The organism is Curtobacterium sp. 'Ferrero' (assembly GCF_002412165.1).
Classification (GTDB): Bacteria; Actinomycetota; Actinomycetes; order Actinomycetales; family Microbacteriaceae; genus Curtobacterium.
In genome coordinates this window covers 50,977-74,143 of sequence record NZ_NXIA01000008.1, presented here as the reverse complement: position 1 = coordinate 74,143, position 23,167 = coordinate 50,977, and the positions used below count along the sequence as shown (strand labels likewise).

General features: G+C 67.0%; 31 protein-coding genes. 9 read left to right on the top strand and 22 right to left on the bottom strand.

Annotated features, from left to right (window positions below; all coding sequences use genetic code 11):
- Positions 1–36: 36 nt before the first annotated feature.
- The 10 genes from Csp2054_RS09075 to Csp2054_RS09035 form a co-directional block, all read right to left on the bottom strand.
- Positions 37–1,314, bottom strand: coding sequence for a phage major capsid protein (locus Csp2054_RS09075; RefSeq protein WP_096898982.1), 1,278 nt, complete (start codon positions 1,312–1,314; stop codon positions 37–39).
- Positions 1,311–2,045, bottom strand: coding sequence for an HK97 family phage prohead protease (locus tag Csp2054_RS09070; protein WP_176491636.1), 735 nt, complete (start codon positions 2,043–2,045; stop codon positions 1,311–1,313). Before Csp2054_RS09070 ends, Csp2054_RS09075 begins: the two co-directional genes overlap by 4 nt.
- 2 nt (positions 2,046–2,047) lie before the next feature.
- Positions 2,048–2,518: an endonuclease VII domain-containing protein gene (locus tag Csp2054_RS09065; RefSeq protein WP_176491635.1), complete on the bottom strand. Its 471-nt coding sequence runs from the start codon at positions 2,516–2,518 to the stop codon at positions 2,048–2,050.
- Between the two features lie 47 nt (positions 2,519–2,565).
- On the bottom strand, positions 2,566–3,936 hold the full coding sequence (locus tag Csp2054_RS09060) for a phage portal protein (protein ID WP_176491634.1): 1,371 nt from the start codon (positions 3,934–3,936) through the stop codon (positions 2,566–2,568).
- Entirely contained in the window at positions 3,933–4,073 is a 141-nt protein-coding gene (locus Csp2054_RS18080) for a hypothetical protein (protein ID WP_176491633.1), read from the bottom strand. Before Csp2054_RS18080 ends, Csp2054_RS09060 begins: the two co-directional genes overlap by 4 nt.
- On the bottom strand, positions 4,073–5,821 hold the full coding sequence (locus Csp2054_RS09055) for a terminase large subunit (RefSeq protein ID WP_096898978.1): 1,749 nt from the start codon (positions 5,819–5,821) through the stop codon (positions 4,073–4,075). The genes Csp2054_RS18080 and Csp2054_RS09055 overlap by 1 nt, the downstream gene beginning before the upstream one ends.
- On the bottom strand, positions 5,796–6,248 hold the full coding sequence (locus Csp2054_RS09050) for a phage terminase small subunit P27 family (RefSeq protein ID WP_096898977.1): 453 nt from the start codon (positions 6,246–6,248) through the stop codon (positions 5,796–5,798). The genes Csp2054_RS09055 and Csp2054_RS09050 overlap by 26 nt, the downstream gene beginning before the upstream one ends.
- Before the next feature lie 988 nt (positions 6,249–7,236).
- Positions 7,237–7,455 carry a hypothetical protein gene (locus tag Csp2054_RS09045; protein WP_096898976.1) on the bottom strand — a complete coding sequence of 73 codons (219 nt, stop codon included), beginning with the start codon at positions 7,453–7,455 and terminating at the stop codon, positions 7,237–7,239.
- Positions 7,445–7,687: a hypothetical protein gene (locus Csp2054_RS09040; protein ID WP_096898975.1), complete on the bottom strand. Its 243-nt coding sequence runs from the start codon at positions 7,685–7,687 to the stop codon at positions 7,445–7,447. Before Csp2054_RS09040 ends, Csp2054_RS09045 begins: the two co-directional genes overlap by 11 nt.
- Positions 7,684–7,890 (bottom strand): hypothetical protein, encoded by a 207-nt coding sequence (locus tag Csp2054_RS09035; RefSeq protein ID WP_096898974.1) that lies wholly within the window; start codon positions 7,888–7,890, stop codon positions 7,684–7,686. The genes Csp2054_RS09040 and Csp2054_RS09035 overlap by 4 nt, the downstream gene beginning before the upstream one ends.
- A gap of 347 nt (positions 7,891–8,237) precedes the next feature.
- Here Csp2054_RS09035 and Csp2054_RS09030 point away from each other — a divergent pair, with 347 nt between their 5' ends.
- The 3 genes from Csp2054_RS09030 to Csp2054_RS09025 all read left to right on the top strand — a co-directional run bounded on the left by Csp2054_RS09030 (position 8,238) and on the right by Csp2054_RS09025 (position 10,258).
- The gene (locus Csp2054_RS09030; protein WP_096898973.1) at positions 8,238–8,678 is read left to right on the top strand and encodes a hypothetical protein; all 441 of its coding nucleotides are present in this window, start codon (positions 8,238–8,240) and stop codon (positions 8,676–8,678) included.
- A 312-nt stretch (positions 8,679–8,990) separates the two neighbouring features.
- A complete protein-coding gene (locus Csp2054_RS17740) occupies positions 8,991–9,617 on the top strand; it encodes a hypothetical protein (protein WP_141399195.1) in 627 nt (208 codons plus the stop codon).
- Between the two features lie 62 nt (positions 9,618–9,679).
- Positions 9,680–10,258, top strand: coding sequence for a hypothetical protein (locus Csp2054_RS09025; RefSeq protein ID WP_096898972.1), 579 nt, complete (start codon positions 9,680–9,682; stop codon positions 10,256–10,258).
- Between the two features lie 48 nt (positions 10,259–10,306).
- Here the strand turns inward: Csp2054_RS09025 and Csp2054_RS09020 are convergent, their stop codons facing one another.
- From Csp2054_RS09020 to Csp2054_RS08985, 8 genes are read right to left on the bottom strand one after another with little or no spacing between them, the layout of a single operon-like run.
- Complete coding sequence (locus Csp2054_RS09020) at positions 10,307–11,263, bottom strand: hypothetical protein (RefSeq protein WP_096898971.1); 957 nt, start codon at positions 11,261–11,263, stop codon at positions 10,307–10,309.
- Positions 11,260–11,736 carry a hypothetical protein gene (locus Csp2054_RS09015; RefSeq protein ID WP_096898970.1) on the bottom strand — a complete coding sequence of 159 codons (477 nt, stop codon included), beginning with the start codon at positions 11,734–11,736 and terminating at the stop codon, positions 11,260–11,262. The genes Csp2054_RS09020 and Csp2054_RS09015 overlap by 4 nt, the downstream gene beginning before the upstream one ends.
- On the bottom strand, positions 11,687–12,502 hold the full coding sequence (locus Csp2054_RS09010; RefSeq protein ID WP_096898969.1) for a hypothetical protein: 816 nt from the start codon (positions 12,500–12,502) through the stop codon (positions 11,687–11,689). The genes Csp2054_RS09015 and Csp2054_RS09010 overlap by 50 nt, the downstream gene beginning before the upstream one ends.
- Positions 12,499–12,885 carry a hypothetical protein gene (locus tag Csp2054_RS09005; protein ID WP_096898968.1) on the bottom strand — a complete coding sequence of 129 codons (387 nt, stop codon included), beginning with the start codon at positions 12,883–12,885 and terminating at the stop codon, positions 12,499–12,501. The genes Csp2054_RS09010 and Csp2054_RS09005 overlap by 4 nt, the downstream gene beginning before the upstream one ends.
- Positions 12,882–13,271 (bottom strand): hypothetical protein, encoded by a 390-nt coding sequence (locus Csp2054_RS09000; protein WP_096898967.1) that lies wholly within the window; start codon positions 13,269–13,271, stop codon positions 12,882–12,884. Before Csp2054_RS09000 ends, Csp2054_RS09005 begins: the two co-directional genes overlap by 4 nt.
- Entirely contained in the window at positions 13,268–13,933 is a 666-nt protein-coding gene (locus Csp2054_RS08995; RefSeq protein ID WP_096898966.1) for a helix-turn-helix domain-containing protein, read from the bottom strand. The genes Csp2054_RS09000 and Csp2054_RS08995 overlap by 4 nt, the downstream gene beginning before the upstream one ends.
- Positions 13,933–14,706 (bottom strand): phage antirepressor KilAC domain-containing protein, encoded by a 774-nt coding sequence (locus Csp2054_RS08990; protein WP_096898965.1) that lies wholly within the window; start codon positions 14,704–14,706, stop codon positions 13,933–13,935. The genes Csp2054_RS08995 and Csp2054_RS08990 overlap by 1 nt, the downstream gene beginning before the upstream one ends.
- Positions 14,703–14,888, bottom strand: a complete 186-nt coding sequence (locus Csp2054_RS08985; RefSeq protein WP_096898964.1) for a hypothetical protein — start codon at positions 14,886–14,888, stop codon at positions 14,703–14,705. The genes Csp2054_RS08990 and Csp2054_RS08985 overlap by 4 nt, the downstream gene beginning before the upstream one ends.
- A 293-nt stretch (positions 14,889–15,181) precedes the next feature.
- On the opposite strand from Csp2054_RS08985, the gene Csp2054_RS08980 reads away from it, so the two are divergent.
- Positions 15,182–15,673 carry a hypothetical protein gene (locus Csp2054_RS08980; protein ID WP_141399194.1) on the top strand — a complete coding sequence of 164 codons (492 nt, stop codon included), beginning with the start codon at positions 15,182–15,184 and terminating at the stop codon, positions 15,671–15,673.
- Complete coding sequence (locus Csp2054_RS08975; RefSeq protein WP_096898962.1) at positions 15,670–16,752, top strand: tyrosine-type recombinase/integrase; 1,083 nt, start codon at positions 15,670–15,672, stop codon at positions 16,750–16,752. Before Csp2054_RS08980 ends, Csp2054_RS08975 begins: the two co-directional genes overlap by 4 nt.
- Here Csp2054_RS08975 and Csp2054_RS08970 read toward each other — a convergent pair.
- Positions 16,739–18,166, bottom strand: coding sequence for an amino acid permease (locus Csp2054_RS08970; RefSeq protein ID WP_096898961.1), 1,428 nt, complete (start codon positions 18,164–18,166; stop codon positions 16,739–16,741). The genes Csp2054_RS08975 and Csp2054_RS08970 overlap by 14 nt on opposite strands.
- Positions 18,167–18,222: 56 nt before the next feature.
- Between Csp2054_RS08970 and Csp2054_RS08965 the strand changes: the two genes are divergently transcribed.
- Positions 18,223–18,720 carry a DUF427 domain-containing protein gene (locus Csp2054_RS08965; RefSeq protein ID WP_096898960.1) on the top strand — a complete coding sequence of 166 codons (498 nt, stop codon included), beginning with the start codon at positions 18,223–18,225 and terminating at the stop codon, positions 18,718–18,720.
- A gap of 210 nt (positions 18,721–18,930) precedes the next feature.
- Here Csp2054_RS08965 and Csp2054_RS08960 read toward each other — a convergent pair whose 3' ends face one another.
- Positions 18,931–19,263 carry a hypothetical protein gene (locus tag Csp2054_RS08960; RefSeq protein WP_096898959.1) on the bottom strand — a complete coding sequence of 111 codons (333 nt, stop codon included), beginning with the start codon at positions 19,261–19,263 and terminating at the stop codon, positions 18,931–18,933.
- Positions 19,264–19,351: 88 nt separating this feature from the next.
- Between Csp2054_RS08960 and Csp2054_RS08955 the strand changes: the two genes are divergently transcribed.
- From Csp2054_RS08955 to Csp2054_RS08945, 3 genes are all read left to right on the top strand, one after another.
- A complete protein-coding gene (locus tag Csp2054_RS08955) occupies positions 19,352–19,738 on the top strand; it encodes a hypothetical protein (RefSeq protein ID WP_096898958.1) in 387 nt (128 codons plus the stop codon).
- Positions 19,735–20,223, top strand: coding sequence for a DUF6264 family protein (locus Csp2054_RS08950; protein WP_141399193.1), 489 nt, complete (start codon positions 19,735–19,737; stop codon positions 20,221–20,223). The genes Csp2054_RS08955 and Csp2054_RS08950 overlap by 4 nt, the downstream gene beginning before the upstream one ends.
- Before the next feature lie 149 nt (positions 20,224–20,372).
- Positions 20,373–20,795, top strand: a complete 423-nt coding sequence (locus tag Csp2054_RS08945) for a hypothetical protein (RefSeq protein WP_096898956.1) — start codon at positions 20,373–20,375, stop codon at positions 20,793–20,795.
- Positions 20,796–20,862: 67 nt separating this feature from the next.
- On the opposite strand, the gene Csp2054_RS08940 is transcribed toward Csp2054_RS08945, so the two are convergent.
- Together Csp2054_RS08940 and Csp2054_RS08935 are read right to left on the bottom strand one after the other, a co-directional pair.
- Positions 20,863–21,480 (bottom strand): hypothetical protein, encoded by a 618-nt coding sequence (locus Csp2054_RS08940; protein ID WP_096898955.1) that lies wholly within the window; start codon positions 21,478–21,480, stop codon positions 20,863–20,865.
- Positions 21,481–21,622: 142 nt separating this feature from the next.
- Positions 21,623–23,089 carry an APC family permease gene (locus Csp2054_RS08935; protein WP_096898954.1) on the bottom strand — a complete coding sequence of 489 codons (1,467 nt, stop codon included), beginning with the start codon at positions 23,087–23,089 and terminating at the stop codon, positions 21,623–21,625.
- Positions 23,090–23,167: the final 78 nt, after the last annotated feature.

The window sequence follows — 23,167 nt, the reverse complement described above, 5'->3', positions numbered from 1 at the left end:
AGCGGATCCCGTTGACGACGACCATGCCGTCCGTCATCAGGCAGCCGCGACGGTGCCGAGCTCGACGAGGGCGAGGTGCGCCGGCTTGTAGATGACCTGCGCTGCACGGAGCTCCGCGCGCACGTACACGAGGTTGCGGCGTGCGTAGTCGGCGTGCTGGTTGAACGCGACCACGGACAGCGCCTCACGCTCGAGGACGTTGATCGTCGACAGGTCACCGACAAGCGCGGTGCCCTCCGGGATCGACTGCGCGGTGACGTACGGACGCCCCCACAGGGTGCGGGGGCCGGCGCCGAACGGGCCGTTGCCGTAGAACCGCTGGTTGCCGTCCTGCATGAGGTCGAGAACCTCAGCGTCAGCCGGGTTCAGGACGATGCCGGTGACCTGCGCGCCGACCTCGTCGAGGGCGGTGAGGGCCTTGCGGATCGACACGGGGATCTTGACCGGGTCGGTGCCAGCAGCAGCGATCTGCTGGATGCCGGTGGTGTTCAGGATGCCCGTCGGCTGCCCCGCAGCACCCGTACCGTTCAGGAGGTAGTTCTCGATGACGGCGCGGATGTTGTAGGCGAGCTGCCCGTTCAGGTACGACGCGAACGCGCCCGCGTCGGCGAGGAGCTCGTTGGTGACGGTGTAGCCGTCGGCATAGGTGAAGACCTTGCCGGTCGCGATCGCCGTCGACAGGTCCGACAGCGGCTTCAGCGCGGACGCGGGGTCCGTCGGCAGGATCTCGTCCTTCACGATCGCCGCGTTGCGGGCGACGGAAGTGATCTGGACGTAGTCGAAGCTGTTGCCGGTGATCGAACCCGTCGACACGAGGTCGAGCAGCGTCAGGGGACGCTGGTAGGTCAGGTCGACCTGCGGCAGCCGGGTGGGCTGCAGCTGACCGACAGCGACCGACAGCGGGTTCGGGTCGGCCTTGAAGCCACGGCCCTTCGCGCCGACGGTGACCTTCGGGAGCGCGATCAGCGACCCCTCACCGAACCCGCCCGGGTTCGACTTCAGGAGCTGCTTGTACGGCTCCGACTCGGTGTACGCCTCACCGAACGACTTCGCACCGGCGGGGGCTTCCACCTCGGCCTTCGGCTCGTCGTCGGTCTTCGCTGGAGCGGTCGAGGCGAGCAGCGACTTCATGTGCTGCTGCGCGTCGTCCGCTGCCTTCACCTGCGTGTCGAGGCTGTCCGCCTGCGACTTGAGCTCACCGATCTTGGTGATCTCGTCCGCGGTGAACTCGCGGTCCTCGTTCTTCGCCGCGTCGGCGATGCTCTTGGCCTCGGCCAGGACGGCCGACAGCTGCTCACGGAGCGTCTTGCTCATCGTTCCTCCATCAGGATCAGTTCTGCTGCGGTCGCCCAGGCCGCGACTTGGGCATGAGAAAGGCCCGCCGATTTCGACGGGCCTGACGGTTCCCCACCCTGGGGAGGTGAGCTTTCCGGCGGGGTGCCGGAAGTTTCGATCGGGTCGGGCGGCGCTTCGAGCTCCGCCGTCCCCGTGGTGTCCTCGACGACCTTGTCCGCAGCGATCTCCTCACGGACGATGCGGCGGATCTCGTCGTCGGACTTCGTGCCGAGCAGCTGCGTCTCCGGGTTCATGCCGCGGAGCGTTGGTCCCGCCTCGATTAGGTCGAGCTGTCGGAGTTCGAACGCATCCTGTCCGTTGACGGTCACAGGACCTGCTTCTCGGACGTCGTAGCCGAACGAGAACTCCTTGACTCGCTTCTGGTCGAGGAGTTTGAAGACCTGAGCGCCGGTGGGGTTGTCGAGATCGAGCTGGGCAGTGATGAGGAGGCCGTCCGCGGTTTCCTCAGCCGCGAGAACATGTCCGATGTGTGCCATCGGGTCAGCCCACTGATGCGACCAGATCACGGGGATCGGTGCACCCGACTCCTCCCACTGCGCCAGCGAGTCCTTGAACGCGCCAGGGACGATGACGTCTCCGCCGTGGTCGACGTTGCCGAAAACGGCCACGAGCGCGGTGAACTGGCCAGCCGAGAGACCGCCCGAACCACCTACTGCTTTGATCGAAGCATCGAAGTTCTTCGTCTGCACGATCACACCTCCTTGTAGTGCTTCAGGTAGCTGACAGCGGACGCAAACACGGCGGGATCCTCACGCAGGAGCCCGATCGCCGAGTTGCACGGCCCGCAGAGCAGCGCTCGGACAGCGCCCGTGCTGTGGTCGTGGTCAACCACCAGCCCCTTCACACCAGGCTGCTCGCCGCAGATACGACACCGGCCGGACTGTTCCTCGGCCATGCGCTCGAAGTCAGCCCGACTGAGTCCGTACTTGGCCGCCCGCTTACCATGTGACCGGCACCCAGAGCACTGGGACATCAGACCGGTCGATGCGACGGAGCTCGGCGAGAACTGACTGACCGGAAGCAACCGCTGGCACTTCGAGCACGGCTTTTTACCATCGACCACCGGTACGCGATGAGGCTTCTTGACTATGTTCGGATCGCCGTTCGCTCGCCACCGGTAGTAGTGCTTCTTGCAGAGACCGCGGCACTCGAGCTGCTGCATGCATCCTCGGACGGTGCAGATGCGTGAGGAAGTCGAGGCAGCCACGTTCATGCGCTCTGCTCCAACTGCCCGGTCGCCCAGAGCACTTCCATCGCCTGCTTCGGGTCCAGACCCTTGCTGCGGAGCAGGTCGTACGCCTTCGCAACCTCCGGCGTCGCATCCCCCGGGGAAGCCTGCGGGCCACCACCACGAACCACATTCAGCGGGGTGATGATGTCGTCACCACCGTCAATGCGAGGCCGGTTGTCCATCGCCCGAGCCTCGTTGACGGTCAGCCACGGCCCACCAGTCGCGGTCGACATGATCGCCGCGCGCTCCTCGAACGAACCGCGGAGCTTCACACCCAGGTCGAACTCGACGTACACCGACTCGTCGCCACCGTTCAGCAGCGGAGTGATGTGCGCGTTAAACGCCTGCTCGAACTGCACGATCGTCGCGCCGAGAGCGTCCCGGTACAGCGACTGACGGAACGCCTCCATGTTGGAGTAGTTCCCCTGCCGCGCCCCGATCATCTCCGGAGGGATGTGGTACGCCGACGCGACCTCGATGTCGGTGAGGGTGCGCCCCTCAACCTCCTGCATGTCCTTCGGGGAGAACACGTCGACCTTCTTGACGTCCGCGCCGATCGGCAGGACGGGCATCTTGCCCTCGCTGCCGCCGCCGTCCGTCCAGTTCGACATCTCCGCCTCGAGACGCTTCATCGCATCGCCGCTGAGGCCTTCCACATCCTGCACGGCCTGCTGCGTCACAACGGCGGGGAACCGGGCCCCCTTCCGCCAGATCGACCGGCGGTACTTCACCGACTCGACGTACTCCTCGAGGATGTGCCGCAACGTCTCGATCGGGGGAGTGCCATTCCCGGACCCGTACCCCCGGTCGAACAGCAGCCCGTCAAGGCCGATGTGCTTCGGCTTCCCGTCCCCGACCATCAGGTCGACACCGTCCACCAGCGACGTCCCCGTGTACGTGAACCGCCACGACTGCGCCGGCCAGTGCTGCAGCACCACACCCGCCCGCGAATCCGCGGACGGCACCAGCTGCGCCATGAACCGGTCGTAAACCAGGAAGTCGCACAGCAACGTGTGCCAGAACCGGTACTGCGTCAGGTGCTTCTGCGGCTCCTTGATGAGCTCCGCGAGCGGCCCGTCCGTGACCCGCTTCCGATCGGTGTCGCCCTCACGGCGGTACACCTTCATCGGGATCGACGCGATGTTCGACGCGATGAAGTCAACGACCTTCCGCACCGACGGCTGCGTCTGCCAGATGCCGTACGCCGTCTGCGCATGCTCCGTCAACGGCATGCCCGGGTCCGCGACGATCGCACGCCCGTCGTACCGCCACGGCGTCCCCATCGACGGGAACTCCGCAAGGATCTGACCGTTCGACTGCTCCGACGACTTCTTGAAGAACAGGCTCACGTCATCCTCCAGGCAATCAGCAGCAGCGCGACACCAGCAACGACCAGCGCCGCCGGCCAGAACACGGCAGCGACACCCGCAGTGACGAGCAGCACGCCCAGGATCTCGAGGAGGACCACAACAGCTGCACGAGTCATCACGCCACCTCCGAGCTCCCGAACACACTCGCGTCCGGGTCGTTGTACGGGTTCTTCTTCTTCGGCTTCGTGACCAACGCCTCCGACAACGCATTCACCACCGCGGCGACACCATCGATCTTGTCCATCGACTTCGCCTTGTTCGGCTTCACGTTCCCGTTCGCGTCAATGTCCACCGACAGATTGTCGACGTTCCACCGCAGCACCGGGTTGATGCCAGTCCGGAACAGCGGCTTCTCCTCCGTGCCCGTCAGCAGCAGCCGCTGCAACTCCTTCAACGGAGGCGACAAGCGCCGGAAGTCCTGGTACACGCGCACCAGGTTCTTCACGCCCGAGTCCTGCAGGCTGTTCACCATCTGCGTCGAGTTCCACGGGTCGAACCCGATCGACACGACATCGAACCGGTCCAGGTCCGCTTGGATCTGCGCCTGCACGAACGCGTAGTCCGTCACATTGCCTGGCGTGGTCCGCAGGTGGCCCTGCCGCACCCACGCCGAAGCGTTTCCCGCGGTGCGCTTGTTCAGCGCGTCCAACGCGCCCTCCGGGATCCAGAACCGCGCCAGGACGTCGTACCCGTTCCCATCCGGGAAGAGCAACACCCAGGCCGTGAGGTCTGACGCGGACGCAAGGTCCCACCCGCCGAACGCTTTCCGGCCCGCGAGCTTCGCCTCATCGACCTTGCCGGCGTTCCGGTCCCACGAGTCGAGCGTCAGGAAGCGCGCCTCCTGCTTCGTGCGGATCCCGAGGTGCAGCCGCAGGTAGTCGCCGAGCTCCGCGGGGGAGTTCTTCGCCTTCAGCGCGGCAGCTTCGAGGTACTTCCGCGACGGGCTGATCCCGTACCCGGGGTTCGACTTCCTCTGCGTCTCCGGAGCGAACGGATCGTCCGTCTCGTCCGCACCCCAGATCACGCCGTAGTACGACGGATCCACGAGCGTGCCCGCGGCGAGCTTCTCGACGTACAGTCGCGTCTCGTCATAGATCGTCCCCGACTTTGACGCGTCCGGCGTCGTGATCCGGATGCCCAACGGCTGCGTCCGCGAACCACGACCAGTCTCGAGCGTTCGAACCAGGTCCGGCGTCTTGTGAACGTGGAGCTCGTCGACGATGAAGCAGTGCAGGTTCGCGCCGTGCTGCGCGTCAGCAGCCGACGAGATGACCTCGATGTACGACCCCGACTTCGGGTGCACGATCCGCTTCTGATGCGCCTTGAACCGACCAGCCAGAGCCGGCGTCTTCTCCACCAGCTGCTTGATCGGCCCGAACACGAACCCCGCCTGACGTTCCGTCGAAGCGGCCGTCACCACCTGACCGCCCGACTCGCCATCGGCGCCGGTCATGTACACGGCGATGCCGCCCGCCAGAGTGCTCTTGCCGTTCTTACGGGGAACGTCGACCATCACGTCACGGATGATCCGCACCATCGCGAGAGCGTCCTCGTCCCACTGCACCCACCCGAACACCGGCGCGATCACGTACGCGATCTGCCACGGGTCCGGGTCCAAGGGGCGACCGGCCCATTTGCCTTGCGTATGACGTAGCAGGTGGAACGTCTTCAGTACCCGGTCGACCCGCTCCGGGTCGAACTGCGCGCCCTCAACCTCGCGCGGCTCCGGCGTCTTGAACTTCGGCGGGATCTCCGGCAGCGGGTAGCCGCGATCCTGCAAGTACCAGGCGACCTCCGGAGACAGCTTCAGCCGCTCGAGAGTCGCCTCATCGAGCGCATCAGAACGGGTTGTCGTCGTCCCCATCGTCGGACTCCTTCGCCAAGCTCTGCTCCGAGCTCGGCGTCAGTCCAAACTCCCGAGCCAGCAGCTGCAGCCGATGCCCCGCATTCCGCCGGATCGCCACCGCAGGATGCGGGATCTCACCCTGCTTTGCCTCGATCGTCAACGACCCATGCGCCTGCAACGCCAACGTCGCCGACCTGAACTCCGCCCACGTCTCGCAGTACGTCGCCAGAACCGCCCGATCCTCCGCCTTCACGATGTCCAACCGCGCCAGCTCAGGAACAACCCGGTTCCACTCCTCAACCGCCTCATCCGACAACCACTCCGGAGGCGACGGAGGCACCCGCTTGAACGCCGGACCATCCGTGACCTTCCGACCACCGCTGTCGCGTCCACCACCCCTGCCCTCGATCAGACGGAGGGCTGCCGGCTTCGCCGCACGAGGCATCGGGGACCCCCTAGTCGTCGTAGTGAGACGCGAACATCTGATGGACCGGCGGGCGCAGCAGTTGACATGTGACATGTGACGCACACGCCCCTACCCCGGTACAACCGTTGGTACAAGGGCCGAATTTCCCGGATTTTCGAAATCACGTTCGAACAACCGCCTCGAATGGGATGTGGACTGCCCTGCGATGCTCACCGTCAGGTGGCTGCGCCCGATCAGGGGAGTTGGTTCCACATCCTCATCGCGAGGGATGGTTCGTTGGCTTCGGTTCGGCGTTGCTTGGCAAGGCGTGCTGCACGGTTGCGTGCTGCTTGCTTGGTCTTGGTCAGGTGGTGTGGGTGACAGAGGGGCTGCCAGTTGGCGTGGTCCCACATGGCTCCGCCGTCGGCTATCTCCACGATGTGGTCGACGTCGGTCGAGGGCTGGTCGCAGAGTTTGCACTGTGGGTGCATGACCAGGTAGCGGCGTGACTCTGTCCGCCATCGGTGGGTGTCTCTGTCGTCGCCTGGGATTACCCGGTGTGCGCCGCTCTTGCGTTTCCGCTGGTGGTCAGCGCACCGGCCCCGGTTGGTGGCGAGTTCGTCGCAGTCGAGGGTTGAGCATCGCACCGGTGGGCGAGTAGGCATCAGCCCCGGTCTTCCAACGCGTCGTACACGTCCTCGACGGCTTGTCCGAGGGCCGCGGAGGGGTGCGGGGGTGCGGGTTGGGGCCACCGGTTGGAGCGGACTCGGTGGCTGCTGACGTCGTCGTCAGTGCTCATTGCGTACCGCCTGCCGCGCCTCGTGCCGGTCGCGTCGGCGTGCGCCTCGCTTGATGCTGCTGCGCACGCCGGGGCGTTGGATGTACGCGAGGTACCGCCGGCCCCATCGGCTGAAGGCGTCCCACTCGGACGCGGTGCGCCGCTGTCGGTGTCCCATGCTCACGATGTACCCCGTTTCGGAGGCTGATTACCTCTCGGCCCGTCTCAGCCGAGCCTTTCGTACCCCGTTCAGTCGACGTCGATGCCGAGTGAGCGGATGGTTTCGATGACGATGTCCGCGTCGATCCGTTGCCCTTGGTTCTCCCAGGCGGCTTCGACGGCTTCGGTGGTGAGGTGCACGTCGGCGTGGCCGGTGTTCGCGACGATGAGGGCGAGGTTCGCCTCGATGCCGGCGAGGAGGTTGAGCTTCGCGGCCCGGTACTCGCCGAGGCTGAGGTCACCGGACATGGAAGGCCGCCGCTACTCGCCGGAGGTGGTCGAGGTAGGCGGCCTGGTCGAACTCGCCGCGGGCGCGCTCCTCGGGCGTCAGCGCGGCGTAGTAGACGTCCCCGCTGTCGTCGATGTGGGTGACCCCACCGAGGCAGTCCTCGTCAGGGTAGGCGTGCGGACATGTGTTCCGCTCGGCGTCGTTTCGGAGCGGGAGCGGAGGAGCCATCATCGGTGCCCACGCCGCGCTCATGCCTTCACCTCGACCGGCTCCCCGTAGCTCGTGGTCTTCGACACGGTGGCGAGGTACACGTCCGGTTCCAGCATCGCGGCGCGCATGTTCTGCTGCACCCGGTACAGGTCGTTCGCCGCGGCGTCCTCAGTAGTGACGTACGACGTGATGGCCTGCTTGCCGCGGGCGACGCAGTACACGGTCTCGACGATCGGGTCAGCCATGACGTCCTCCTCGATGGTGGTCGGCCGACCCGTCTGCGGTCCGCATCGTCAGTCGCGGCTTCCGTCAGGGGTCTCGGCCAGGTAGCTCCTCGTGACTCGACGCAGCGCGATGGCGGTGTGTGATCTGCGGGTCGACGAGGAAGTATGTGGTGCCAGGTGCGGTGGACGTCCGCTCGACCCTCGGTGCCTGGCGCACCGCCGTTCGCAGCCCGGATCCGTAGGCGATTTGTTGTCGCTGTGTTACTCAGCGGGTGGGTTTGACCACCATGTGCTGCCGGCGAGCCCAACTCGCGGCAGCGCTCCCATCCCGAGCTAACGGCTACACCCGAAGCGCCGATAGCTGAGATGTGTTCAAAGATTGGAAGAGGAAGAAACTGGCGAAGCGCACGGCCCGCGTGGCGCGAACCATCACACAACTACAAGCAGAGCTCAATCAGCTAGACGAGAAGACACGGTCACTCAACGGGCAGATCGCGTCGAAGCCGGTTCAGCGCTGGGAACTGTGGACGTCGTTCGTTGGAGTCATCGTTGTCGCGATTGCTCTTGGGCTCGCGGCTTGGTCCTTCGTGGCGTACTCACCCGAAGACGGCTGGGCTCGTGAACAAGCGGACCTGATCGGAGCCGCGTTCGTTGGGTTCGCCGTCGTCCTTCAGGGAATCACGGCGATGTGGGACCAGTGGGGTGCCGACGCTAAGCGTGCCTCTGGTTGGGTGTCTGCCGTCGCGGTTTGGGCCAGCTTCGTCGGCGCGGCGCTTGTCCTAGTCGCCATCGTGAACCCCGGCGGATGATGAAACGACAATGCCCGCCATCTCGGGCGGGCATGCGGTGTTACGAACATCATAGCCGAGAGGCGAACACCTGCCCACATTGATGATCACGGAGTGTTAGAGCTGCCGGGCCCTGCCGATGCTGAAGCTGCCATCATTGGGGAGCTCCTTCCGCCGTTGAACGACTCCCATGCGGTCGGGTCTCCTTACCGGGAGCCGATGCGTCAGCTCCGAGCCGTGTTCGCAACATAGCTATTGTTCTGGCGCACCATGTGGAGCGAGCTTTGAAGGTCGGAGATGCATCGACACGTCCAGCGGCTTTAGGCTTCGTACATGGAAGATGCGCTCGGCGTTGAGCTGCCCGCTCACCAGCTGAACGGACCGGAGGTCGACGAGCTTCGTCGAGCATTGGAGCACATCGGTGACCTGGACCACGTCATCGCTTGCTGCGATGAATTGCTTGCTGGACGGCTCGGGCAGCAAGGACCACTCGTACAGGCTTTGTACGAGTCGGCAGTTATCTCATATGCGCGGTGCTTCAACAGCGGCCGCAGAGACAAGATCACAGAGCGCAGCATCAGCGAAGTCGCCGGCCCAAGCGCAGTCAACTTCCATCGTCACATCATTGCGATGCGAAACCGTCACGTCGCTCACGCCGTTTCAGACCAGTCGGAACTTCGTATCGGCGTCATCGTTACGCGACCAGGGGACCCCTGGGACGTTGTCGGAACCGGCTATCTTTCTGCCCGACGGGTCGCTGATGATGCGACCGGAATCACGCAGCTGCGACGCCTTGCAACGCTGCTTCGCGAGCTGAACGCACAGCGGGTTCCAGAACTAGAGGCTGCGGTCGCTGCGGCCGGCCGTGCTGCCGGAGAGGATGTGGTTCGCAGCCAGCCGGAGCTCGGCTGGACCGTGCCCGAAATCACCATATCTAGCGGACCCCCGCACCAGAACTGAGGCCCAACCGAGCCCCGCCCACCATCTCGGGCGAGCATGCCTCGGTCGAATATCCTGCCCAGGTGAGTCCGGATCTCGAACGAATCGTCCATGCCATCGACCAACTGCGGGCGAGTCTCGGGGGCTGGGATCCCGTTGCGTTCCTGAGTACGCTCATCGCGACGTTGGCTGGCGCAGCTGTGGGTTTGCTGCCTGTCGCCATCGAGCGGCGAGCTGCCTACCGCACCCGACTCGATGAGTCACTTGCCAAGGTGATCCAGGCTGCTCATCGAGCGGCCGACGAGGCGGAGGAGTGGACTAGGCAGGTCGGGAATGAGGAGCAAGCTCTGATCGACCGCCGCATCTCGAGTCCCGATGCTTGGGATTCGATCGGCCTAACGCTCGCGACGCCTCGAGAGGGTGACTTGCGCGCTGCCCTGCAGGTCGCACTTTTGACATCTCGCCGCGGGGACAGGGCGGTGGTGCAGGACGTTTTGCATGCTTTCGAGGCTGCATCAAAACAGCCCCGCTACAAGCGCGCCGAAGCCTTCAAGCGACGCAGCACCTTCATCACCGAGTGGCGAACCAACACTCTGACACCGGACCAACGGCGACTGCGACTGAAGTCCATGCAGTGGGTCGATGACGACCAGCACTCTTGATGCGATCGGACGGGGCGCCGTTCTACCGACAGCGCCCCGTCCGATCGACTACGAGGCCATCCGAGCCGCCCGGGGATTCCGGTCGCGTGCTCGCTTGTTCCGCCAGATCTCCCGCAGCTGGTCGGCGTTGACGTACACCTCGCCATCGGCCGTGTGGGTCTTCAGGCCGTCGTTCTGGATGTACCGGTTGAGGGTCTGCGGTGTGATTCTCATCTCACGAGCGCCCTGCTTCTTCGTCCACCAGGTGGTGGGTTCGTGGGCGTCTTCTGCTCGCATGTCGCCGAGGAGCAGACGCACGTCCGCCTCCTTCAAGAGGAGCGCCGTGTCGCCTTCGGCGCCGCAGTACGAGCAGACGAGAGTGAAGTCGCGCAGCTCGGAAGAATGCCATTCGACCCCCATCGACTCGCCGCCGCAGAGCCAGCAGGGCCGGGGAAGTACCGGACGGAGGCCGCGCCCGTCGCGCGGGAACTTCTTGCGGAGCTCCCAGACGATGGTAGCGACGTCGTCGAAGTAGGCGCCGGCCTGCTGGTGTCGTTCGACCTTGTCCTGGTGGGTGAGCAGCCACATGGTTACGTTCAGCACCAGCGCTGCAGCACCTTCCGGAGTGACGCCGGCCCGAAAGCCCTGCACTTCCCGCCCGTTGGCCCACGCGTACGTCGCCGTGACCGGGGGAGCGATGCGCAACTCGTCCGACCAGTACGACACCCAGTTGAGCAGCTGCGCGTAGGCAGAGTCAGACTCGTCGACCGCATCGACTCGGAGAGGCGCCGGAGCTTCCTTTGAGGCGGGCCGGGGGAGCCCGTCCGATCGTTGTGCCCCCGCAGGGACGACCAGAGTGCGGATGTAGGCGATGAGGCCGGGTGCTTCGTTGAGCCGGTGGCGGGCTCGGGCGGCTGCCAGCGAGAGCAGCGCGACGGGGTCGATGGTCTCCTCCTGATGCTGGTGCGGGGTCATGCTGCTCCTGTTTCGGTCGAAAGCGGTGGCGTTGGGCTCGGGCGAGGTCATCGGAGATACTCCTGCGCCGCGGGCTCGGCCGGACGCGCGATCGCTCCCGATCCGGCCTTCTCCATCGCGAGTACTCGCTGCTCTTCGTGCTCGTGGAAGTCGTCCCAGGACTCAAACCAGGACTTTCCGATCCACACGCCGCTGCGAGCAACGCGATCTGCTGCCAGAGCGTCAGCCAGCTGCGGTGTCAGAGCCCGAGACGCCGGCCAGTCGGAGGGGACGACGCCACGAGCCTGGCCCTCGCGGACATCGGCTGCGTTGCGCTTCTGCAGCCGCATGGCGCCGGCCACGATGTGCGCTGCCGTCAGATAGTCCGTGGACTCACGGAAGTGCTCCACGCCCGCCCGATAAGCGAAGTCCACGTCGAGGTCGCCAAGTACGTCGTACCAGGCGTTGACGGTCTCTGGGTCGACGTTGCGGTGGTCAACGAGGGAGAACGTGGTGAGCAGCTTCGAGAGCTCGAGCTTGTTCATGCTGTGCCTCCTGGGCGAAGTATTCGACGGTGCTGAGGTTGCGGCGGAATGCGGTTTGCTTGGGCTGAGTGGTAGCGGGCCGAGCGAGGTCATCGGACCAGCGCCTCTGATGGAGCCACGGCCGCAGCCCCGGGACGAACTGGACGTCACGTCCTGAGGCGGCGTACGCGTCTCCATGCCGGACGATCGCGGCGGCGAGGTCTTCGGCGCTCATTACTCGGTCCCGGATGAGCAGCTGGAACTTCTCGAAGGCGGGCTTCCGCGCGTCCTTCTTCGGCCAGTGCTTCCACGCCTCCTCGAAGAGCTCCGAGAGTGCGGATCCGTCCGATGGTGGTGAGTTCGAAGTACTCACTCCTTCTTCTGACTTCTTAGAGGAAGAGTGGGCGGAATCACCCCGCTCTTGACTGGGCGGATTCGCACCAATCGACTGCGCGGATTCGTCCGTAACGCAGTGGTAGGACTTGGTCCGGTCCGTGATGCCGCCGTCCCGGTGTTCAGCCGCGACGAGGTGGCCAGACTTCTCGAGCTTGGCGATGACGCGCTTCACCTGGTCCGGAGAAAGTCCTGACGCCAGGGCGAGTTCCTCCCGGTTGGCGCGCCACCATGACTGCCCCTCCTGCTCGTACCGGTGCGGGCTGCGTTCGGCCGTTCGGAAGTAGATCAGCTGCCAGACGATCGCTTCCATAGCGCCGAGCTCCCGAACGAGCGCAGCTCGAATTGGGATGAAGTCCGGATCGATCAGCAGCGATTGCGACACTGCCATCACGCCCCCATGCTCTTCGCGCAAGGTGTCGGCGTCGTGATGCTCGTGACGTCCTCAGCGGCGATGAAGGCGCGCAGCCTGTCGCCGGCAGAGCGGAACGCTGCAGCGATTGCATCGAGGTCGTCCGGCCCGGAGAGGCGGCAGACAGCCGCCTGCAGGTCGAGGGTGGCGGTGTAGTCGCCGACGACCATCTGCTGCTCGTCTGCGGTCACCTGGTCCACCCGTTCGACGCAGACGGCGGGGCTCACCCCACCTTCTCCGACGACGCCAGGGAGGTCGATCGTGAGCAGCTCGGCCCAGTGGTAGGCGACGCGGTCATCGTCGAACTCCGAGACTTGCGCCCATGCCGGGTCGTCGTTGATGCCGACGACGGTCCCGCGCTTCATGCCGTCACCTCGCTGTCTGCGTCGATCATCAGCTCGAGCTCGAGCTGCGCGAATGGGTCTTCGGCGAGCACAGCGATTTCCTGCACGTGAACGGATCGCCCCGCGATGCGACGCCGCCGCCAACGGTCAGCGTGTCGTGCCCATCCGCCGGACGGCAGCGCGCGACCCCATGAGGTGATGAGGCGACGCTCTCGCGCCGAGGTGTCGGCGTAGTAGTAGACGACGAACTTTCGCAGCGACGGGATCCGGTAGTAGAGCGTCACCGCACGCCCGACCTGCCCGTCGACTTCGGTGATGCGGACGGCGTGCGCCCGCGCCTCCCGGAACTCCACCTCGTAGCCGGCGTACTTGCGACGTTCAGCCGGCGTCGGCTCCCACGCGCTCATCGGGCCACCGCCGCAGGGTGACGGTTCAGCGAGGTGGCGAGAGCGGTCGCCTTCTCGTGAGCAACAGCAAGAGCCCTGAAGTTCTCGACCGAGAGGGCGTCGTCGTTTTCGACAGTGACGTACACGGCCCACTTGTTGAGCTGGCCCTCGAAGCGGTCGACCGAGACCTCCCAGCCTTCACTGCTGAAGCTCGAGGCGTGGTGCCACAGCGGCTCGTTCGCCTCGTGCATCCCTGAGCTGTCGCACCCCAGCGTCATGCACCCCTTCGGGGGTCGCGCTGCGTCAGTCGTTTCCTGTACCGTGATGTTCGTAGACATGGTCGTTCCTTCCTGGCGGTTGGTTTCGATCTCGCCCCTGGCAGAGTTGGCGCTCTGGTTTCCAGGGGCTTTCTTCTTGGCGCCGATGATCTGGCGCAGGTCTTGATGGGTCCCGTCGCAACCCACGACCTCGCAGGCGGGCTGCGGGGTGGGCATGAGGCTCGCGATGGCGAACGTGACCCGACGGATCCAGCTATCTGTTGGAGCGACCTCGCCGGCTTCGACCCGCAGGAGGATTCGAGTGCTGATGCCCGCTCGCGCGGCGATCTCCTGAGCGTCCAGCTGGTGCGATTCGCGCACCCGGCGGATGACGGGACCAAGCTGGTGGTCAATGGCGGGGCCCATCAGGCCACCGCCCGAAGCGCCGAGTACCGGTTCACGAAGTACGCCTGACCCTTGCCCGTCACCTTCGGCGTCTTCGAGATCGTCACGTGACCGTCGGAGTGCGTGACCGCGGTCTCCTTCACCTTGAACAGGCCCAGCTCCATCGCCTTCTGCGTCGGCATGTTCCGGTCGGTGCCCTGCCGCTTGATCAGGTAGCCGTCGTTGCGGAGCAGCTCGAACAGGCGCGTACCGCCAATGTCCAAGCCGTTGCCCTTGAGGATCTTCGCGAGGTCGCCGACGAGGATCGTCGTCTGCGACGTCGCGACGGAGTCGGCGAACAGCACCTTCGGCGCGTCCTCGGCGACCTTTGCCTCAAGCGCTTGCACACGAGCCGCGGTGATCTGCAGCGCCCGAGCCACGATCTCGTCGTCCGACTGGACCGGCGCCGCATACGAGCCGGTGCGGCGGATGCTGGGGAGCACGTCGTGCGTCACCCACCGCTGGAACCGCTTGATCGCGGCGGCCTGCACTTCATCCATCCGGCCGGTCTGCCGTTGCATGATCGCCTGGTAGAAACCGGCCTCGGTGATGGTGGTGATGAGCTGCGATCCGCCGGGGGTACTCGTCTGGTGAGTACCCTTCTCGTCCGGGTCGAGTGAGCGGACGAGGTTCGCGGCGTCTCGGTGGCCGAGGAACCGGGCGACGTCGGCAGCGGCGAACCAGGGTTCGCCCTGCTCGTCGATGCCCGCGCGGAGGTCGAGCTGGTCGTGGCGAAAGACGCTGGGGTTGTTCATCGCGCCGCGTCCTTGGTCGCGTCCGCGAAGAACTTGTCGATGGACTCCTGCGTGACGTACACACGGCGCCCGATGCGAACGATGGGTAGGGGGAAGTCGGGCTGCTTCATCCACCACCGGAAGGCGGCTTCCGACTTGCGGAACTGAGGCCCCGCTTCTTTCGTGTCTCTGAGGATCGTCAAGGTTGCTCCTTCGGGTAAGGCAACAGTGGGTCTCGGACTTCAGCGTTGAAGCTGACGCGACCTTTCTGCCGCAGTGGCGTTGCCTTGTCATGGCTCCGCTGGTGTCCATAGTAGGGGATTGCGGAGCCGTGTCAACCCTCGGCATAATGAGGCGAGTGAAGGTAACTGTGCGGACGTCATCTGGCCGAGTCCCTGGCCCCCGCGACGCGGACATTTGTCTCGACATCGGTGCGAACCTGGTCTCGTGGCTCGAGGTTTTCGTCAGCGACGACTCGTGGGACCACTACGTCAAGATGACCATGCTGTTCTCGGTCCCCGAGGTGCGGTACCTCGTCAGAAGTGTCGAGGTTGGCATCGATTCAGAGGCGAAGCTGCGGAGCGCTGCGACGTCAGCTCTCGATTTCCGCGAGAACGACTTGCACGAGATCAACTCGGTCCTGCTGCGTCAGGTCCGTGTTGGGGAGATTGCACGACTGGGCGTGAGCGGAGGAGTGTTCGTGCATATGAACGAAGGCGAACCCGCGCAGTCACTCCTGAGCTGGTTCGGACCCGAAGGCGAACCCCGGTACGCGGCCGGTGAGATCGGCGACGTGATCAGGAACCGGGGCCCGATAGACAGCAACCTTCAGCTGATCGCGCAGAGCTACATGATCGCGCAGCTCTCTTCGCAGCCCCCGGCTAAGGCAGTCGAACGGCAGTTCGGCCTGCCCCCGCGAACCGCCGCGAACTGGATTGCGAAGGCGAAGGCCTCGGGATTCATCCGTCAACCGGAGGTCCTTCGATGAGCATCAAACAGCGTCCGAATGGGAAGTGGCGAGCCCGCTACCGCGATGACGACGGCAAGGAGCACGCGAAGCACTTCAAGCTGAAGCGCGACGCACAAACATGGCTGGACGAGGTCGCATCGTCACGTCTCACTGGCACTTACGTCGCGCCAGCGGAGAGCCGCGGCACACTCGAGCAGTTCTACGCCGACTGGTCGAGCCGGCAGATGTGGACCGACAACACTCGGCGCCTCGCCGACCGAGCCGTGGGGGAGTGCAGTTTCAAGTCGGTGCCGTTCGGACGACTACGGCGTTCGCACGGCGAGGCGTACGTCAAGGAGCTCGCGAGCAGGCTCGCGCCGACGACCGTCAAGACACGCGCTGCTTACGTCCGGATGACGCTCCGCGCCGCGATCGTTGACCGACGACTTGCTGCTGACCCACTCGACGGTGTGAAGCTGCCCGTCGCACGCAAGACGCAGCACACGATGAAAGTGCCGTCGCCCGCGGAAGTGCGCGCGATCCGTGCAGCCATCGACCCCGCTTGGGCTGCCTTCGTCGATGTCATGGCGTACGCCGGCCTCCGGATCGGTGAGGCTGCCGCTCTGCAAGTCGGGGACATCGACTTCCTCCGACGGACCATCCACGTGCAGCGCCAGATCCAGAACCGCGTCGGAGGACTCGACATCGTCGGACCCAAGCACGGGTCAGAGCGCGTGGTGCCGGTACCGGATGCCCTGGTCGAACGACTCTCGCTGCACATCGAGCATGTGGGCGTGCACGGCGAACAGGGGTGGATGTTCGGCCATCCGCCGTCCCCGACCGCGCTCCGCCACTACTTCGTCAATGCGTGCCGCACGGCCGGCATCTCCGGCATCACACCGCACGACATGCGACACCACTACGCGTCCGGACTCATCCGCGGAGGGCTGGACGCGGTAGCCGTCTCGCGAGCCCTCGGCCACTCCTCGCCAGCTATCACGCTCGAGGTCTACGCCCACATCTGGCCCGACGCTGCGGACCGCACCCGGGCTGCAGCGTCGGCGCTGATGAGCTCCATGGCCGATTCTGCGGACGATTTGCGGACTACTGGCTCTTGACGGGCTCAGAACCCGCCAGCTTGCTGTGCTTCCGGGAGTACCCCAGGTACACGCCGAGCCCGATCGCGAACCACACCGCGAACCGCACCCACGTCTCCCACTGCAGGAACGTCACGAGCCACAGCGACGCGATGACGCCGATCGCGGGGATGACGGGCATGAAGGGCAGCTTGAAGGTGCGGGGGAGGTCGGGCTGCCGGTAGCGGAGCACGATCACGGCGGAGCAGACGACGACGAACGCGAGCAGGATCCCGATGTTCGTGAGCTCGGCGACGATGCTGATCGGCAGCAGGCCCGCGAGGACCGCCGACGCGATGCCGATGATCCACGTCACCCGGGTCGGGACGTGCCGCTTCGGGTCGGTGTGCGCGAACCACTTCGGCATGAGCCCGTCGCGGCTCATCGAGAACCAGACGCGGGACGCCCCGAGCATGAAGGTGATGAGCACGGTGACGATGCCGACGATGGCACCGATCGCGATGACGTTCGCCACGCCGCCGAGGCCGACCGACGCGAACGCGGACGAGAAGCCGGAGGCGGGGTCGATGTCGGTGTACTTCTGCATGCCGGTCAGCACCAGGGTCGCGAGGACGTAGAGGATCATCGCGATGCCGAGCGACAGCAGGATCGCCTTCGGCATGTGCTTCCGGGCGTCCTTCGACTCCTCGGCCGCGGTCGACATGGCGTCGTAGCCGAACACGGCGAAGAACACGGTCGCGGCGCCGGTCATCACGCCGCCGAACCCGAACGGGAAGTACGGCGAGTAGTTCGCGCTGTTGATGTGGAACACCCCGAGCACGACGATGAGCACCACGAGGCCGACCTTGATGCCGACCGCGACGAGCTCGAACCGGGCCGCGCTCCGGATGCCCCGGGTGAGGACGAACGCGGTGAGCAGGCAGAGGATGATCGCGAACACGTCGACCACGTGCCCGTCCCCGGTGCCGGGCGCGCCGAGCATCCACGCCGGCAGGTCGACGCCGAACTGGCCGACGAGGAACCCGACGTACCCGGAGATGCCGATCGCGACGACGGCCACGATCGCGGTGTACTCGAGCAGCAGGTCCCAGCCGATGAACCACCCGACGATCTCGCCGAGCACGGCGTACCCGTACGTGTAGGCGCTGCCGGCCTTCGGGATGAGTCCCGCGAACTCCGCGTACGACAGGGCGGCGGCGGCGCTCGCGACCCCGGCGACGAGGAACGAGATGAGGACGGCGGGTCCGGCGATCCCGTGCGCGACGGTCCCGGCGAGGGTGAAGATGCCCGCGCCGATGATGCCGCCGATGCCGATCGCGGTGAGCTGCCAGAGCCCGAGGTGCCGTTGCAGGCCGCCCTCGGTCCCGGCCTCGTCCTCGATGGTGTCGATGGGCTTGCGGCGGAACAGGGTCGCACGTGGTGACGTCGTTGTCATCGCTCCACTCTGCACCCTCACGGGCGGCTCCGGTCCGGCGGCGGTAGAACGGGTGCATGCGCAGACCCCAGCGGATCGAACCAGGACCGGGCCAGGAGTCGGTGTGGGACTACCCCCGGCCGCCCGCCGTCGAACCCGTCGCCGAGCGGGTCGTCGTCCGGCTCGGTGGGGTCGTCGTCGCCGACACCACGGACGCCGTGCGGGTCCTCGAGACCTCCCACCCGCCGGTGTACTACCTGCCGGTGGCGGACCTGGCCCCCGGCACGCTCGAACCCGCCGAGGGCTCGAGCATGTGCGAGTTCAAGGGACGTGCCCGGTACTTCGACGTCCGCGGCGGCGGCGTCACGGCTCCGCGCGCTGCGTGGAACTACCCGACCCCGGAGCCGGGCTACGAGCAGCTGCGCGAGCGCGTCGCGGTCTACCCGTCGGCGATGGACTCGTGCGAGGTCGGCGGCGAGGTCGTGCAGGCCCAGGAGGGCGACTTCTACGGCGGGTGGATCACGTCGCGCGTCGTCGGCCCGTTCAAGGGCGGAGCCGGCACGTTCGGCTGGTGACCACCTGCCGGTCGGGAGGCGCGTGGCGGGCCCGCACCGTGCCTCCCGTCCGGCGGCCGGTCGCGACCCGCGCCGTCGCGACCGCGCCGTCTCGACCCACGCCCTCGCGACCCGACACCTCCGCCAAAGCGACAGTCCGCTCGGGCCGTGCGCCAACAGGCTGTCGCTTCAGCGGCACCCTCCCGGGGCGGCGGCCGGCGCCGCCGCACCTCACGGGTGGGCGTAGGGCGACCAGAACGGCGGTGGGAACGCGTTGCCGGTGAGCAGCGAGAGCACCTGCCACCAGAGCATCACGAGTCCGATTCCGCCGATCACGATCCCGACCCACGACCACACGCGCACCGCGATCCGACGCCCGGCGATGCGGGTCGCCCGCCAGCCGCAGAGGACACCGACGGCGCCGAACACCGTGCCGAGGAGCACGTGCCGCACGGTCGACGAGACCGGCAGGTACAGGCCCAGGTAGAACGACACCGGTGCCAGCAGGACGGCGACGGTGGCCGGGGCGGCGGGCGGCTCGTGGTCCCGGGCGACTGCTCCCATGCGTCCGAACCTAGCGACCGCCCGGCGGATGTGTCCGACTCCCGAGGGTCGCCGGACGCGCGTCCACCGTGACGAGCACCATGGGGTCATGCGCTCCTTCCTCCGGATCCTGCTCGGACTGGCCCTCGTCTTCGCCGGCACGTCGCACCTGACGTTCGCCCGCCAGGACTTCCGGGCGCAGGTGCCGGAGTCGCTGCCCCTGGACACCGACGCCGTGGTGCTCGGTTCGGGCGTCGCGGAGATCGGCCTCGGCTCGGCGCTGCTGCTCGCGCCCCGGTCGGCACGCCGCACGGTCGGCACGGTCGCGGCGTGGTTCTTCGTGGCCGTGTTCCCCGGCAACATCGCGCAGTGGATGAACCAGCGGTCGGCGTTCGGGCTCGACACCGACGGCAAGCGGTTCGCCCGCCTGTTCGGACAACCGCTCCTCGTCGCCGCTGCCCTGTGGTCGACCCGTGGGCCGCGGTCGGGAGCGTGATCGACGTGCGGACGGCGGCGCGGGCACGCGGGCCGGTGGACGGCGGGACCGGTGACGGCGCGGGTGGCCGGTCGGCCGGGTCGTCGGTGTCGGCGAGCGGCGTCCCACCGCGCACCGGACGGGAGGCGCGGCACCCGTTGACCGGCGGCCGTCGCGTCGCGGACGTGGTCGCCACGGTCGTCCTGCTGGTCGTGCTCGCGCTCGAGGCGCTCGCCGCGGGGTGGGCCATCCGGCTGCTGTCGCTGCAGTTCTCCTCGTGCGCCGCCCCCGGCAACAGCTGCAACGCGGCGCTCGGGGGAGCGGTCGTGTCCGTCGGTCCCGTGCTCGGCGGCGTCGTGCTCGTGCTGGCGCTGGTGGTCGCGCTGTCGCGGATGGTGCGGCGTCGGCTCGCGTGGCCGATCCCGGTGGTCGGCATCACGGCGGTCGTCGTCGTGTTCTTCGCCTGCCGGCTGCTGGTGGACGCGGCGATCACGCGGGGGATCTGACCGGTCCGTCCGTTCTGACCGGTCCGTCCGCTCCGCTCGGTCCGCTCGGCGCTGGAAGCTTGTCCTGCACAGGAAGGCCGCGGGGTCCGGTTGTCCACAGCTTCGGTTGGGAACGCCCGCGTGACCGGGGCGGCCGCGACGCTGGAGGCATGCCAGACACCGAGAAGACCACTCGCCTCCCGTCCGAACCCGTCCGCACCGACGCCGACGTCGTCAGCCTCGTCCACGAGCTCGTCGGCCGCCCGCAGATCCGGCAGTGCTGGGTGGTGTTCCTCGCCGGGCGCGGGCAGCCGATCCCGCTCCTGCTCCCCGTGTCCGACCTGCCGTACCAGCCCGACGAACGGGTGGAGGACTTCGCCGCGCTGATCGCCGACGTCGTCGAGCAGATCGGTGCGGAGGAGGTGGTCCTCGGGTGGGAACGGCCCGGGGTGGACGACGCCCACCTGATGGACTGGGAGTGGGTGGACGCCTGTGCATGCGCGTTCGACGAGCGCCGGGTCCGACTCCGCGGCCAGGTGATCGTGCACGAGCGCGGCGCGGAGATGCTCGAGCTCGACGAGCTGGCGGCCTGACCGGTGGGCGGCCGTGCGCCGCTCGAGCGTGCGCCGGGCGTCCCGGCAGCGGTCGGGCCGGCGGTGCTCAGCCCTGCGGAGCCACGTCGGGCACGGTCTCGCCGGTCAGTCCCTCGACGACGGCCTTCGCCTCGGGCCAGAACTTCGCGTAGTGGTCCGGGTCCGAGTTGATCTGCACCGCGTGCGCGAGCTGCGTCGGGGTCATCGTCTTCCAGCCGGGGACCTTGACGAGCTTCGCGTAGAACATCGAGGCGGCCGTGTACGGGTCCATGCGCTGTGCGTACGTGCCCCAGGCGCCGTTGTCCCGCTGCTGGAACAGTCCGCGGCTGTCGGGGCCGGCGGCGTCGCCGTGGTCGAGGTTCACCAGGCTCGACTCGCCGATCGCGGTCATCACCCCGACGGCCTGCGTGTGCGGGCCGATGCCGAGGGCCTTCGCGGCGGCGATGACCGCTGCCGCGTTCACGAGCCGGTCCTGGCAGAACCCGGCGACCGGGCCGGCGGGCACCGCGATGCCGCTGACGGTCCTCGTGGCGGCCGCCGGGCAGGTGGGGGCGGCGTCCGCGGCGGTCCGGGCGGAACCGGACAGCGAGTTCACGGCGACCACGACGAGCACGACGACGCCCACCACCGCGGCGAGGACCCCGGCGCCGAACACCGAGGCGAGCGTGATGCCGACTCGGCGCATGCGGGTCCTTCCGGGTGGGAGCGGTTCAGGGCATGACGAGGGTACGGGTCATGCCTGGGGGTCCGCTCCCGCCCGATCGGGGGCCGATTGCGCGGTCGGGGCTGGTCGATCGGGGCTGGTCGATCGGGTGCGCCGCCGGGTCTCAGCCGCGGTGGTGCTCGGCGTGGTCGTCGTCTGCGGTGTGCTGCACCGCCGTGGGCTCGGTCACGAGGCCGGTCGGCGCCTTCTCGGCCCGCTTCCGGCCGTGCGTGAACCACGTGACCACCCAGAGCACGATGCCGAGCGCGAGCAGCCCGCCCGCGATCTCGTACTGCTGCGGGTCCCGACCGGACGACCACGGCAGCACGAGCCAGGCGCAGGTCACGACGCCGATCAGCGGCACGACGACCCCGGCCCGGAAGTGCTTGTGCTCGACGTGGTCGCGCCGGAGCACGAGGACCGCGGCGTTGACCACGGCGAACACCGAGAGGAGCAGGAGCGAGGTCGTGCCGCCGAGGACCACGACGATCGGGGAGTCCGGGTTGAGCGACACCCAGCCGATGAGCGCCAGCGAGATGAGGGTGGTGAAGACGATCGCCGTCGACGGGGTGCGACGGGCCGGGGAGACCCGCGAGAGGAACCCGGGCAGGACGCCCTGCTTGCTCATCCCGTACAGCAGACGCGATGCCATCATCATGTTGATCAGCGCGGTGTTGGCGACCGCGAACATCGAGATGAACGGCAGGAGCTGACCGATCGGGAAGTCCGGTGCGGCCGTCTGGACGACGGTGACGAGCGGGGTCTCGTTGCCGGCCAGCTCACCGATCGGGACCACCGCGACGGCGCAGATCGACACGAGCACGTAGATGACGGCCGTGATGCCGAGGCCGGTCAGCATCACCTTCGGGAAGATCCGCGAGGGGTCCTTCGTCTCCTCCGCCATGTTGACCGAGTCCTCGAAGCCGACCATCGCGAAGAACGCCAGCGACGTCGCGGTCGAGACCGACAGCAGCAGGGTCTTGTCCTCGGGGGTGTCGAACATGACCACCCGGGAGAAGTCCGCGTTCCCGCCCGCGATCGCCCAGAACCCGATGAGGATGACCATCACCAGACCGGACAGTTCGACGAGGGTGAGCACCACGTTCGTCTTCACGCTCTCGCTCACCCCGCGGAAGTTGACCGCCATCACGGCCAGCATGAAGCCCATCGCGATGAGCATCACGACGGCGTTCGGCAGCTCCAGCCCGAACCCCGCGCCGAGGTTCGCCGCGAACGCACGTGACGCCGTCGAGGCCGAGGTGATGCCCGAGCACATCACGATGAACGTCACGATGAACGTCAGGAAGTGGATGCCGAACGCCTTGTGGACGTAGAGCGCGGCACCGGCCGTCTGCGGGTACTTCGTCACCAGTTCCAGGTACGAGAACGCCGTCAACAGGGCGACCGCGAACGCGATGAGGAAGGGGAGCCACGCTGCTCCGCCGACCTCGGCCGCGACCTGACCGGTCAGCGCGTACACACCCGTGCCGAGGATGTCCCCGACGATGAACAGCAGCAGGAGTTTCGGTCCGATGACGCGGCGGAGTTCGATCTGCTCGCCGGTTGCGCGGTCCTTCGTGGTGGAAGCCATGGTCCACCCTCTTCCGGGGGACGCCTTGCTGTCCAGTCTCACAGGCTTCTCCCTGCTGCTCGCAACACGCCCGTGCTC